Genomic DNA, 13,042 nt, shown 5'->3' with positions numbered 1-13,042 from the left:
ATAACATTAAAGAATGATGAGAAAGCGGGTTATGTCCATTATGGAAGATAGTGAAAAAATTCAGATTCTTCAACATTTGATTCAGATTAATTCCGTCAATGGTAATGAAGCTGCCGTAGCTGACTACATCCAACAGCTCTTTACCGCTCACGGCATCACCGCCAAACAGATCCCTTACGCCGAAGGGCGCAGTAACCTGGTCGCTGAAATTGGTGACCCTACCAGCGACAAAGTCTTCTCTTTGTCTGGTCACCTGGATACCGTGGCGACCGGCGATACCGCCGACTGGCAGTGGGATCCCTTTGCCGCCCACATCGAAGGCAACCGTCTTTATGGCCGCGGCAGTGCCGACATGAAGAGCGGCCTGGCCGGAATGGTGATTACCCTTCTCAACCTGGCCGACCAACAGGGCACGTTAAACGGACGCCTTCGCTTTATCGGCACCGTTGGCGAAGAAAACGGGGCGATGGGGTCACGGATGTTAACTGAACAGGGACTGGCAGACGACCTCAGTGCCATGGTGATCGGTGAACCCACCGGTGGTAATATCGTCTACGCCCACAATGGCTCGCTCAATTATCACGTCTACTCTCAAGGACTGGGTGCGCACAGTTCAATGCCAGAAAAGGGAATCAACGCCGTCACCAACCTAGCCAAGTACATCACGGCGGAAGCCACGGCCTTTGACGACGCGCCTGTGAGTCCCGAACTTGGACCACTGGTACATAGCGTCACGGTCTTCAACGGTGGTGAGCAGGTAAACAGTATCCCCGCCAAGGCTGAACTGCAAGGCAATATTCGGCCTATCCCCGAATTCGATAACGCCGCTGTCATCAAGCGTTTAAACGAAATCGTGGACCGTCTCAACACGGAAAAGGACGAAGACCTGACGCTGCACGTTGATTACAGTTTCAAGCCGATCATCAGCCAGCAAGATTCGCCGTTGGTGCAGTTAACCAAACGGATTGCCGATAAGGAATTCGACCGGGAGACCCAGTTACAGGTCATCCACGGTGCAACGGACGCTTCCGAATTCACCAAGTCCAGCAATGACTTCCCTGTCATTGTCTACGGGGCTGGCGAATGGAACGAAGCACATGCGACCAATGAATTCGTGGATCTCGATCAATTTATCCACGTACAACACGTCTATCAGCAACTTGCCCAGGCATTTTTGGCCTAAAGAAAACGATTGGTTCTGCGATAACTCGTGGAATCAATCGTTTTTTATCGTTTATTTACCAGCCGTTCGGTAATCATGGGCGCCAAAGTACTGGAGTCCTGGTAAGGCCTGATGATTCAAGAGTTGACTAACCGTCACTAGTTTGTAACCCTTTGCCTTCAATCGCTTAATAATCGTAGGTGCTGCGGCAACTGATTGCGAATGAATGTCGTGCATCAGGATGATATCACCACCGCGGGTATCCTTCATCACTTCGTTAATATCTTTCGTCTTATTCAGATAAGCCCAGTCGCGTGAATCCACTGACCAACGCACGATCGGTTGCTCAATGGCTCGACCTTCCGCTGCCGTAATATTACCGTACGGTGGCCGAACGTATTGTGGCAAAATCCCCGTAGCCTGATAGATCGCACGGTTCGTTCGGGTAATTTGGCTGACCGTCTTGGCCGTGCCAATGCTGTTAAAGTCAGGATGATTCCAAGAATGGTTGCCAATCTCGTTACCCCCTGCTAGAACGGCTCGTGCAATCTTAGGATTACGGCTCACATTTTGCCCCGTCTCAAAGAAGGTGGCATGAACCTTGTACTTCTTCAACGTCTTGAGTAAGCGTGGGGTCAACGTCTTATCCGGCCCATCATCAAAGGTCAACGCAACCATTTTGTTGGTCTTCACGGCCTTGGTCCGATTAGCCTTAGGCAGGTAACGATTCAGAACCTTGCCCTTCAATTGCGTATAGGGAATGGTGATCTGCTTAACCTTAAACGAGTTGCTAAGTAAATTCATGCGCAACCCCTTGGGCGTCAGCGTTGCCTTCTTGGTCATATGTTTAGGTAACTTCACCTTGTAGACCGCTGCCACCTTACTTCCCTTGGCGTGCGTCTGCTTCAAAATTTGTTGGCGCGCGGCTTGGCGAATAGCCGCCAACCGATGCGTATTCTTGTTGGTCAATTGACCGAACGTAACCGTCTTGTTGGTCGTCTTAGCCTGGGCAGGTAACCCACCCATTCCTAGGACCAATGCCAATACTGCGACAACTAAACCAACCTGACGCCATCTTCCTGATTGCATAAATCATCCCTCCTCAAAAATTGCTCCCCTAAAACTACCTTAATTCTACCAGTTACTCTCCCAAATTTATCCCGAAACGCCTTACAAATTCAGCAATAAAAAAATAACCTAACGCGAACGTTAAGTTATCTACTCTTCGTCGTCATCCGGGGGATTAACGGCCTGCTTATTTTCCTTCAAAACTTCGTTGGTATAGTATTCCAGGTCAGCTAATACGGACTCATCATTTGCCTGTTGCGCCGCCATATTTTCGGCAACGGCCCAACGTGCCAACGCATCAGAAATAGGCACGATGTCTTGGATGATCACCATATCAGAATCCATGGCATGTTGTTCTTGAATTGCCCGAAAGCTATCAATATCCGTAATCAACCGCAGCATCTTACCCGTCTGTCTTTCAACGGATTGAAAAATAACAAAATGGGCCCGTTGATTGGCTTCGCTCATCCGTTCCCGAATCGCCTGTAATTGCTGATCGTCTATATTTAATGCCAATGACTTCACCCCACTGCCCCTATTTTAACAAACTATTGTCCGAAACAGACATTAATTTAGGGTGAAACACCAAACTTTGCGAAAGATTTAGCAAATCGCTAACGATTGATAGTCATAGCCACCCTTAATCAGAATGGACGTTGCCACCGTCGCAACTGTTTCACGTGAAACATGCCCAGCTGGCACAGCTGCCCCCTCAGCAATGATCTGGGGTGCCGTTGCTGGGGCGGTCGTCAGCGTAACGGGACGCAAGATGGTATAAGGGAACTCGGCCTCATCCACCAATTTTGCCGCATATCGTTGCTGATTGAGATACTCTTTGACGTCCACAATGCCCGTAAAGTCTAAGTCGCCCGTCACTTCGTTATCCACGCCAGCCGTACTCAACATGACGAAACGCGTCAATGGCAACTGCTGGTGATATTGCGCATCAAAGAGCGCTTCAAAGGCGAGGTCAACATCCATCCCCGTGAGCGCTGAAAAGACAGTTGGCTGATCCTGCAACACCTCTTGATAGGTTGTCTCTTGCGTGAGATCACCCGTGAACTCGGTGACTGAATCCGCCAGATCGGCTGGTAAGGTCTCAGCTTTATCATGGAGGAGCCGTACCGTTCCCATATTCTGAGCAACGAGTTGCCGTGCCACGCTCTGGCCCACCGCATTGGCACCGATAATTAAGTAAGTTGTCATGTTCATTTCGCTCCTTTTCCTTCGCCTCCCAGTGTACCAGAAAGGACCCGCTCACTGGTAATTTACGTCAAAAATTTAAGACTGAAATGATTCCGCTTCCTATAAAATTAGGTATAATGAAGCTAAGATTGTATCCGATTTCAGTACCTAACTTTAGGAGGTAAATGATGACACACGATATGGTAACGATTGGTAAGACTGATGTTCAAGCCACCCCACTTGGCCTGGGAACGAACGCGGTTGGGGGGTATAACCTCTTTCCTAATCTCAAGGACGCGGACGGCATAAATCTGGTCAAGGCTGGCTTAAACCAAGGCATTCGGCTGCTAGACACCGCCTTCGTTTACGGTTTGGGTCATTCTGAAGAATTGGTGGGCCAAGCCATGCATGACTTTGATCGCCATAGCTTTGTGCTGGCAACCAAGGGCGCGCAAGACTTCTCCACCGGCGAGCAGGTCATTAATAACGATCCTGCCTTCCTGACGCAACAGGTCGACGCGAGCCTAAAACGCCTAAACACGGACTATCTTGATATTTACTACATTCACTTCCCCGATAAACGAACCCCTAAGGCGGAAGCCGTTGGTGCACTTCAACGGCTGCGTGAACAAGGAAAGATTCGGGCCATTGGTGTCTCCAACTTCAGTCTGGATCAGGTCAAAGAAGCCAACGCAGACGGTTACGTCGACGTCGTAGAAGATGAGTTTAGCCTGCTTCACCGCGACCACGAAGCCGATCTGATGCCGTACTTAAAGGATCATCAAATCAGCTTTGTGCCGTATTTTCCACTGGCTTCCGGCCTGTTAACGGGCAAGTACGATCGCGATGTGACCTTCCCTGCCGACGACATTCGCAGCCAGATCAGCGACTTTCAAGAACCGCGCTACGGTCGGGCCCTAAAGGCCATTGCTCAGGTGACCCCCATTGCGGCCGCTCATCAGGCCACGGTTGCCCAGACCATCTTAGCCTGGTATATGCAAAATCCCCTTATCAGTGTCGTCATCCCCGGTGCCAAACGCGCCAGTCAGGTCGAGGCTAACGCCCAAGCACTTGACGTGACGCTCAGTGACGCCGAATATCAGGCCATCGATACCGCCTTTGCTGAGTTTAAAGTGGACGCTAATGGTAAATCCCTAGCCGATCCTGAATAACCCGCATTAAAAATGAGTTCTAAGAAGTCCTGCCTAGCGTGGGGCTTCTTTTATTTACGAACTTTATTTTTATAAATTATTTTCTAATTCGTGATTGCATTCATTTGAAATTAATGTTAAGCTCTTTTAGTAGTGATTTGAGAGAAAAATACGAACGATACATAAAAACGTTCGTATTCTACTATGTTTTAAGGGAGCGCATAAGATGCAGAGAATTGCCAAGTTTTTTCAGTTTGAGGAATTAGGTACCAATTACAAGACAGAAATTTTAGCCGGAATCACGACCTTCGTGTCCATGGCTTACATTCTGTTCGTGAACCCCCAGGTCTTAGGAGCTTCCGGCATTAGTCAGGGGGCGGTCTTCACCGCCACGGCCTTTGCTTCCGCCTTCGGGTGTGCCCTTATGGGGATTCTAGCCAACTACCCGATCGCCATTTCTGCGAGTCTGGGAATCAACGCCTTCTTCGCTTACTCCGTGGTCATTGGGATGAAAGTTCCCTGGCAAACGGCCCTAGCCGGCGTGTTCGTTGCTTCGATTCTATTCATGATTCTAACGGCCTTCAAGCTACGCGAAAAGGTCGTTGATGCCATTCCGCGTGACCTGAAAATGGCCATTAGTGCCGGAATTGGTTTGTTCATTGCCTTTATCGGCCTGAGCCAAGGTGGCTTAGTCGCCGCCGACAAGTCGACGGTCGTGACCTTGGGTTCCCTACAGGTGGGGAGCACGTGGTTAACCATCTTCGGGCTGTTGGTAACTTTGGTCTTAATGAGTGCTAAAGTTCCTGGTGCCATCTTCATTGGGATGGTCGCCAACTCCGTTTTGGGATTGATTACTGGATTAATTCCCATGCCCGCACACATCGTTGCTGGGATTCCCAGCATCAGTTCGACCTTTATGGTGGGGTTAACCCACGTTGGAAGCATCAACTCCCTGCAATTGGTCGTGGTCGTGCTGACCTTCCTGTTAGTTACCTTCTTTGACACCACCGGAACCTTGGTTGGTTTAGCTGAACAAGCCGGGCTCGTTAAAAATAACAAGATTCCCCGGATTGGGAAGGCCTTGATGGCCGATTCAACGACGATGGTTGCCGGTTCTTTACTGGGAACTTCCCCAATGGGCGCCTTCGTTGAATCCTCCGCCGGAATTGCCGTGGGTGGCCGCTCCGGTTTCACCGCCATCGTAACCGCCATTCTCTTCATCCTAGGGGCCTTCTTCTCCCCACTGCTGGCCGTGGTCACAAACCAAGTCACCGCGCCTGCATTGATTATTGTGGGGGTTCTCATGGCCCAATCCCTCAAGAACATCCACTGGGAAAAGTTTGAAGTCGCTGCACCGGCCTTCTTGATTGTCTTGGGAATGCCGCTGACTTACAGTATCTCAGATGGGATTGCTCTTGGTTTCATCACCTATCCACTAACCATGATCGCCGCCAAGCGCGGTAAGGAAGTTGGTCCCATGATGTACGGCCTTGCCGTTGTCTTCATCCTCTTCCTTTGGATCTTAAACGCCGATTAACTAAAATAAGACCGCTGATGACACCTCATGTGTGCCGTCAGCGGTCTTTTAATTTCCGCCTAGCCATGACTGATAAACGGTTGGCAATAACACCGCCGCCATAATCATGGTCGTCACTGTTGCCAGTCCTTGCTCGCCATTCTGATAGACCCCAGACTGGACACCCGCAGCAAAGTTAAAGACGGGCCGTGTCAGAAAATATCGATGCAGGTTGAGATTAATTGGCCGCAGTACCCGTTGGTCGACACCATCACGTAACAGCTGCTGAACCCTTTGATTCGCTTGATCCCCTGCCTTCAACTGCAAGCTCCGCTTCATTTGGCCGTCATCCAACAACGTTTGAACGACCGTAACATATTCCGGCTGAGACAACGCATAACGATAAATAGTATGAATACTAGCTACCAGTTGGTCAACAATCGCTGTCGTTTCATCCAGCGCATCAGTCACCGCCACACTCTCTTCATGAATCACAAATTGGAATACCGCCGATAACAAGTCCTGCTTGTTCTTGAAGTAAATATAAAGATTTGACTGAGGAATTCCCGCCTGCTTAGCCACTTTGGTTGTGGAAAATCCGGCCAACCCCGCAGTCGCTAGGACGTGAATTGCCGCTTGTAAGAGGCGATCATGCTTTTGGGCATCTTTGATTTTCATTTTAACGATCCCTTCGTTCTTTTTTCTTAAGTTTACCAGTTGACAAAATATAAGTCTATCTCTTATAATAATTATGTATTAAAGATAGACTTATATTTTATGAAAGAAGATCCTCTAAATGAAAATTGTTTTAACTGGTTCACTCGGCCACATTAGTCGACCACTTGCTGAATCCTTAATCGCTGCAGGCCATAACGTCACTGTCATTAGTCATAATCCACAACGTGCCGCCCAAATCAGCGCACTCGGCGCAACACCCGCTATTGGGAGCATGAGTGATTTATCTTTCCTCATAACCACCTTTTCCGGTGCCGACGCCGTTTACCTGATGATTACCAATGCTACAGGTGGAAACGGTGACCTATTTACTGCCGGACAGCAGCAAGCGGCCACATACGCCAAGGCTGTGAAGAATGCTGATATCAAAAACGTTGTCAATCTCAGCAGTGTAGGTGCTAATCTGGGCCCTGAGGTCGGGGCCCTCCACATTTATAATGTCATCGAAAACGTGCTCACTCACGACCTCCCCTCGGTTAACCTCACTTTCTTACGACCAACCGGTATGTTTTACAACCTCTTTAGTAGTATGCCAAGTATTAAGCAAGATCACGCCATCTATACCAACAACAGTCTCACCAAACGTGGATCTTGGGTTTCGCCAACCGATATCGTCCCAATCGCTGCCAAGGCTTTAACCACACCGCAATCCGGAATCACCAATCAATACATTGCCAGTGACGAAAAAAGCTACACTGAGATTGCGACCATCTTAGGAGACGCCTTAGATATTCCCGATCTCAAAGCCGTTCAAATTGACGATGACACAATGACACGGAATCTACTTGCTAGTGGGATGCCCGCAGACTTTACAACCCAATACGTTAAAATGCTAGCCTATGAACGTGATCATAATTTTTACGCAGACTATCAAGCACATCATCCCGTTCTTGGCCCAACGAAATTGACTGATTTTGCCGTTAGCTTTGCACGCGCCTACCAGCAAGCTTAATCCCATAGATACGCGTAACCCTGTAGCCTCAAAAAGATGCCAATAGACCGGACACAACTGTCCAGTCTATTGGCATCTTTTTTTAATGAATCATAACCTGGGTTAAGTTCAGCTACCTCGGAAAATTTCCCAGGTTATACGTCGTTCTAATGTCGTCGACGCGGTTGTCGCCACCAATGCCAGCTTCCTGCACCAACCAAGGTGACGAGACCAATTAGGGTTAAGCCACTCCCCAATATAAATCCAGGCGTCCGATAAGTCAGCTGAATATGGTGAGTGCCCGCTGGCAGGCGTGCGCCAACAAAGCCATCGTTAACCCGTTGCGTTTTAACGGGCCGACCATCCACCTTCAGCGTCCACCCCGTCGTATACGGAATGGAGGTCGTCATCATACTGGTCTGTGGCGTGACCAGATTGCCCGTCACGCGATTGGCACTGACGGTTGCATTCTGAAGTCCCCGCCGTTGAACCGCATGCACCTGCCGATCGTAAGACTGATCATAGGGCATGGCCACCAGCTTAACGGATTTAAAGTTAATCTGTCGCGTGGCATTAAACGTCACATCCACTGTCTGCCGGCGCTGCTTTGAATACCCCAAGTTGAGCAACATCCGGTGCTTCGGTTCGTAATCCGAAAGATTATCAATCCCAAACTGCGAGAAACTATTCGCGTTATTCCGGGTTTTGACCTTAATCCAATAATCCCCCATGTCGGGATTCTGGACAGCCGTCCGCCAGTCATTGAGCTTCGTCAGATTCGAACGTGGTGTGTTGCCTAAGATACTGGTATTGTCTTGATCTCTCAGTTGATCGTTAGTGGTCAGGCGCTGGGCACTAATCCCGTCAAGCTCTAGATACAACTCCGTTCCCTGTGCCCGCTTGGGCCGGTTGAGCGTCAGGGTATATTTAATCTGATTTCCCTGAACATCACTCGTTAGTTGCCGCAACCCGTGCTGATTGGCCACCATCGTATCCTGCAGAATTTGCTGATTAGCCGTTAACACCTGATCCAAGGCGGGACGATTCTGATTCAATTGGACCTGTTCGGCATATTTTTGCTCATTCTTCTGGCTAATTAAACCATTTTGATCCACCGGCAGCTTGGCCAGTTTACCGGAGCTTCCATAGTTATCCAGCTGCTTATCATTAAGCCCTTTTTTCTGCCCCGCCAAGGCCTGCTGTAAGCGATACTGCACGACCTTGTTGGGACTGTCAATCACTGGTACGGTATCTGCCGTCACCGTATAGCCCAAAGTTCGCGCGGGTGACTGGTAGTGGGCTTGCTGCACGCCCGCGGCCTTAGTCGTCGTCACCGCCGCCTGCGTCAGGCTGCGCTCGCGGTCAACACTCGCTAGCCGTTGCCACTGCTTAGTCGTTAAAGCCTGCGGTTGCGTGTACACCAGTGGAAAAGCCAACGAGGTCGTCAGCCGCTGGGTGCCCTCACCATTAGACAAGCCATACACCGCTTGCTCGGGATAAACGGTCTTCGATGCGTGATAGCCATATGGCAAAGCCGCATGATTGGCTACCTGGTCTTCGCGGGCAAAAATCGTTTTGACCCCCAGCAGATGATTCAAGGTCGACCGGTTATCGCCCTGACCCAAGGGGGAATTCATCGCGTAGGCCGAGTTTTGAATATCCCGGCTGAATTGACCCACTGCGCCATTTTGAACGGAGAAGTACGACATGATCCCGTGTAGGTTGTGGGACATTTCCATATTGTTTCCCACCGTTCGAAAGAGGTTAAAATACGGCGTGGTATTGACGCGTGAGAACGTCTTTTCCCGCTGTACCGCGCGATCAGCACCGTCATAATAATCTTGGATATATTTAGTCGCATCCCCCCGGCGGAGCTGCTGGGCGGCCTGTTGACTGGCGTTCGGATTATAATACCCCCACGCATTACTGATGAGATTTAACCCGATCAATATCCCGACTAGGGACAGCGTTAATCGTGCCGGTTGCTGCGCACTGCCCACCAAGACAACCGTCGTGGCTAGTAGCAGGCCATACGTGATGAGGTTACGGGCTGGATTACTAAAGACTAGGCCGTTACTCAAATAGACTATTAGGAGTAAGGCCGCCGTACTGCCGGCCAACCACCGGCGATCCACCGGCGTCAGTGTCGTCACGTGATCCAGCAAGACCATCGTGGCCAATCCAAAGGGGATCGTGGCCAACAGCAGCCACCGATTCGAGGGCGTCGATAACACGTTAAAAAACGCCGCAACGGCGGGGAAAAACAAACCAACAGCCATTAGCACTAGGGTTCCCGCCAATGCCCGATGACGTTTCCAATGAACCAACGTGTACACACAGCCCAGAAAGGAAAAACCCGTCATCCCCAAGATAGCCCAGTAGCTCAGGGCATTACCCGTCGTGAGCACGGCATTGCCTAGCTTCAAATAATAACTCATCGGATAAAGCCACAATCCGTTGGCAAAATCCGTTCCAGTCCGCGTCGAGCCTAACATCATCAAGGTTGATGGCACTAGGAGAATGCCGGCTAACAACAGACCCGCCACCGCCGCGAGCACCAACCGCGTGATCAGTCGTCGCAGGGGGAGCGGTATCTGTTTACTTTGTCGCAAGTCAAGGTAACGAATGACGGCATAGATCAGGCTTCCTAGCCCTAATATGTAGGCAAAATAAAAGTTACTCAGCACCGTCAGTCCGGTGATTACACCTAAAGCTGCCCAACTCTTGCCACGGAAAACGCGTTCGATCCCCCAAAACAACAGGGGTAACCAAATCATCGGCATAATGAAGAAGGGATGATGAACCCCGATCATCAGCGAGTAACCCGCAAAGGCATACGTTAATGCGCCCAGCAATTGGCTCAGGGGTTTAAAGGTATAGCATTTCGCAAATACCAAAAATGCCAAACCCGAAGCATACAGACGTAGGATAATGAACCAGCCGTAACCCGCCTCCAGTAAGTGGCTCGGCAAGAGTGCCAGCAAATAGGCAAAGGGATCGCCCAAGACGTAATAAGCCATAGTCGTTAGCTTGTCGGCCCCCAGGCCAAAGGTCCACGACCATCCGGTGACCCCGGCTAATCCGGATTTAGCCAGTAATTGATGCAACTCTCGTATTAACGGATAGTGTTGGGTCGCACCATCCATATTCCAAATTAACGTGCGGTTGGCCATGGCAAAAACGCCAAAGCTAAACGCGGCAATCACCAGAAACGCTGCGGTATATAGGACCCACAGCGGCCATCGATGGTGTGCGATCTTCATAATGCGGCCTCCAATAAATACGATAGTCCTCGTTCAAGAATGAACCTCTTGCTTCCAATTTACAAAGCTCAGCTTGTCGTGTCAATCATTCTCGCTAAACGATATCGCATTGTAATGTTTCATGTGAAACGGATTAGGCACGATCGTTTTAAAAATCCTCCGAGAATCGCCATTAGTGGTCATTCTCAGAGGATCTTTCACGAACTTTTAAAAGGCGCCACCGCCAGAGCCGCCACCAAATCCCCCGGAGCTTCCCCCAGAGAATCCGCCGGAACCACCGGAGATAGAGCTGCTACTGCTGGTATCGGATGCGTGCAGCGCTGTCGATAGACTGTCGCCCAACGCATCCCCTAATGGGATTCCAAAACCCGTGCCGTAGAACAACGGATAGAAGACAACCAGGCTCGTATCCAGAGCGGCCGTATCGAAATCAACGGCCAGCTTATCGGCCACTTGTTGGGCCAAGCCAAACGCCGCCGCATAGGGCAGAATCTGTTCCCACAAAATGAGATCGCCAATTTCAGCCGTATTGAAATGTCCAATATCCTTCAGCATACGCCGAAAACCCTTTAACTCATTAACCTGACTCAGTCCCTTGGCGTTGTGTCGATCAATCCGCCGACTGAATCGCCGGACCAAAATCCAAAACGTCAGTAAACCAACTACACCAATAACGGTAACAATCTTACCCACAGTCATCCCTAACAACCAGCTGGCTGCCGTCGTGAGAAAGATCAAGGTACTGAGTCCCATCACGGTCCCGTATAAGCGCGTTCGCAGCTTCAGGTTGTCCTTATCATAGTAAGCATCCGCGGCTTCATCTGTGGGTTGTTGCCACGCCGTAAACCACTGGTTGAGTCGCCCGGTATCATCCTGTTTACCAAATTTTTTCAATTCAAGTAAGGTAAAACTACCGTCACGACCCACTTCAGCAAAACATTTTTCCAGAAAACTGTTGGTGGTTTCTCGAATTCTGGTCAGTCTGACCGTGGTCTTACGACCGTCCTTGACCGGTTCCAGCTTAATCTCCTTATTGGCCGCAGCCACCAAGATCTCTCCCGCCAAGGCATCCGTATTCGGCGAGACACCGTCAGCCAACGACTGGGCCAATGCCGGTGGCACCCCGGGGACGTCAAAGGAATGGTTAATTGGTGTTGGGTGAGGATAACGATTAGCCGGGTGACGATGATACCAGCGCCACGAACGATAGCTAAATCCCGCGAGCAACACCACAAGCAGGCCAAAACCACCCCACCGCAACCAGCGATCTCGCTGGCGCTTTTGGTTAGCCGCCCGTGCTAGCTGGGCCTCTTGTTTTTGTGCCGCTGCCAGATGGTTCTTCGCCACGCGGTTGGGGTTACTTGCCGTGACCGCTGTCGGGAACAACAGGTGGCTTTCAATAAAGCTGTTCGCCAAGTTACGGTCAACCGTCATGGTCACCCTTCCCTGCTGTCGATCGACCTGCGTTCGTCCCGATAATGGGCCATGCGTCCAAGCTTGTAGCTGGTTAACCGACTTTTGTGGAAGTTGAATGGTGACCCGAACGTGATTTAGCGGCTCATCCCAACCCGTCCCGATCACCTTCCAGTTCAATTCTGCCGTATCGCGATAGTTCGTCACGACCCCCCGCAAATGAAAACGGTAGGTGACCTTTAATTGATCGCCGGCATTAATCTCTTGATACAATTTTACTTTAATGCGCTGCTGGTTTTGGCTGACTTCATAATCGCCGTCCATCCCGTCTGCCGACTTTGTCCCCGGCATGATTAACCCCCGATTGACCTGATACTTAACGTTGGTCAATCGACCACCTTGAATTCCCCGAATATCTTGAACGTTAAAAACGCCATGATAATCATCGTCAAAATGGTAGGTCATGGTCTGGGTCACATTTGCATTGCCATCTCGTTGGATCTGAACGTTCATTTGGTAAGGCGAAATGGTATAATCCGCGTTTGCGCGAACTGGTTGTCCCATTATCAGCCCTAAACCACCTATAATCAGGCCTAATATCAACCCTAAGCCCCGTCG

General features: G+C 50.1%; 10 protein-coding genes. 4 read left to right on the top strand and 6 right to left on the bottom strand.

Annotated features, from left to right (window positions below; genetic code table 11):
* Positions 1 to 40 precede the first annotated feature (40 nt).
* Positions 41 to 1,183, top strand: coding sequence for an ArgE/DapE family deacylase (locus FD28_RS00770; RefSeq protein ID WP_057731619.1), 1,143 nt, complete (start codon positions 41 to 43; stop codon positions 1,181 to 1,183).
* Positions 1,184 to 1,234: 51 nt separating this feature from the next.
* Here FD28_RS00770 and FD28_RS00765 read toward each other — a convergent pair whose 3' ends face one another.
* From FD28_RS00765 to FD28_RS00755, 3 genes are all read right to left on the bottom strand, one after another.
* Complete coding sequence (locus tag FD28_RS00765; protein WP_057731574.1) at positions 1,235 to 2,251, bottom strand: polysaccharide deacetylase family protein; 1,017 nt, start codon at positions 2,249 to 2,251, stop codon at positions 1,235 to 1,237.
* 129 nt (positions 2,252 to 2,380) lie between these two features.
* Positions 2,381 to 2,755, bottom strand: coding sequence for a hypothetical protein (locus tag FD28_RS00760; protein ID WP_235806818.1), 375 nt, complete (start codon positions 2,753 to 2,755; stop codon positions 2,381 to 2,383).
* A 78-nt stretch (positions 2,756 to 2,833) separates the two neighbouring features.
* Positions 2,834 to 3,436: an SDR family oxidoreductase gene (locus FD28_RS00755; protein ID WP_057731572.1), complete on the bottom strand. Its 603-nt coding sequence runs from the start codon at positions 3,434 to 3,436 to the stop codon at positions 2,834 to 2,836.
* A gap of 167 nt (positions 3,437 to 3,603) precedes the next feature.
* Between FD28_RS00755 and FD28_RS00750 the strand changes: the two genes are divergently transcribed.
* Positions 3,604 to 4,587, top strand: a complete 984-nt coding sequence (locus FD28_RS00750; protein ID WP_057731570.1) for an aldo/keto reductase — start codon at positions 3,604 to 3,606, stop codon at positions 4,585 to 4,587.
* A gap of 205 nt (positions 4,588 to 4,792) precedes the next feature.
* Entirely contained in the window at positions 4,793 to 6,103 is a 1,311-nt protein-coding gene (locus FD28_RS00745) for an NCS2 family permease (RefSeq protein ID WP_057731567.1), read from the top strand.
* Positions 6,104 to 6,151: 48 nt separating this feature from the next.
* Here FD28_RS00745 and FD28_RS00740 read toward each other — a convergent pair whose 3' ends face one another.
* A complete protein-coding gene (locus tag FD28_RS00740) occupies positions 6,152 to 6,760 on the bottom strand; it encodes a TetR/AcrR family transcriptional regulator (RefSeq protein WP_057731563.1) in 609 nt (202 codons plus the stop codon).
* A 118-nt stretch (positions 6,761 to 6,878) separates the two neighbouring features.
* On the opposite strand from FD28_RS00740, the gene FD28_RS00735 reads away from it, so the two are divergent.
* Positions 6,879 to 7,769, top strand: coding sequence for an NAD(P)H-binding protein (locus FD28_RS00735; protein WP_057731560.1), 891 nt, complete (start codon positions 6,879 to 6,881; stop codon positions 7,767 to 7,769).
* Between the two features lie 146 nt (positions 7,770 to 7,915).
* Here the strand turns inward: FD28_RS00735 and FD28_RS00730 are convergent, their stop codons facing one another.
* Positions 7,916 to 11,011 (bottom strand): YfhO family protein, encoded by a 3,096-nt coding sequence (locus FD28_RS00730; RefSeq protein ID WP_057731558.1) that lies wholly within the window; start codon positions 11,009 to 11,011, stop codon positions 7,916 to 7,918.
* Between the two features lie 207 nt (positions 11,012 to 11,218).
* Positions 11,219 to 12,988, bottom strand: coding sequence for a DUF2207 domain-containing protein (locus FD28_RS00725; protein ID WP_235806817.1), 1,770 nt, complete (start codon positions 12,986 to 12,988; stop codon positions 11,219 to 11,221).
* Positions 12,989 to 13,042: the final 54 nt, after the last annotated feature.

The organism is Levilactobacillus hammesii DSM 16381, from assembly GCF_001434395.1.
Classification (GTDB): domain Bacteria; phylum Bacillota; class Bacilli; order Lactobacillales; family Lactobacillaceae; genus Levilactobacillus; species Levilactobacillus hammesii.
Note: the sequence above shows the minus strand (reverse complement) of the source record. Positions and strands in the feature narration are given on the sequence as shown.